Below are 572 nucleotides of genomic sequence, written 5' to 3' on the forward strand. Positions count from 1 at the left end.
GTGAGATCAACTATTTTTCCTGCAATCATTACTCCTGTTTTATTGTTCTTTAAAATTTGAGCTCCTTCAATACCTGATATTTGTTTTCCAATGTTTCCTATAGACATATTACGATGCACTTCACTGCCTTTTAAATTATGCCCCTGAAATTCAAAACGGAAGCCTTGTAATTTATTTTGGTTGTTTATCGTTGGGATCACTTTGACCTTATTGGTTTCCATAGCTTTTATATAGTCATCAAAGGATTTTGGTCTAAATTGTTTTATGCTGAGATCATGTCTCCGTTTAATTTCTGTTCGTACTTCCTTTTGATTAAAAGCCTTTTCAAGCTGTACTTGCTTTACGGTTGTCAAACCCATGTTTTCTGCAACCTTCTCCGCAGCTCTTTGACTACGTTTACCAATAAAGCTATCATTGTAAGCCACCCCTTTAAAATCAATCCGATTCACATATAAATGAATGTGTTTATGCTCCTTATCTTGATGCACAAACGCTATCGCTTGTCGCTCTCCTAGTTTCATTTCGTTTATAAATCGTTTTGTTATTTCCTCTAATTTATGTTTATCCAAACC

At 34.6% G+C, this 572-nt stretch carries 1 protein-coding gene; it reads right to left on the bottom strand.

All coding sequences use genetic code 11. The features are described from left to right. Positions 1–521: relaxase/mobilization nuclease domain-containing protein (locus tag MWU65_RS17500; RefSeq protein ID WP_247079965.1), on the bottom strand; the 521-nt coding region annotated here is incomplete at its 3' end. Positions 522–572 lie beyond the last annotated feature (51 nt).

The organism is Cellulophaga sp. F20128, from assembly GCF_023015805.1.
Lineage (GTDB): Bacteria > Bacteroidota > Bacteroidia > Flavobacteriales > Flavobacteriaceae > Cellulophaga.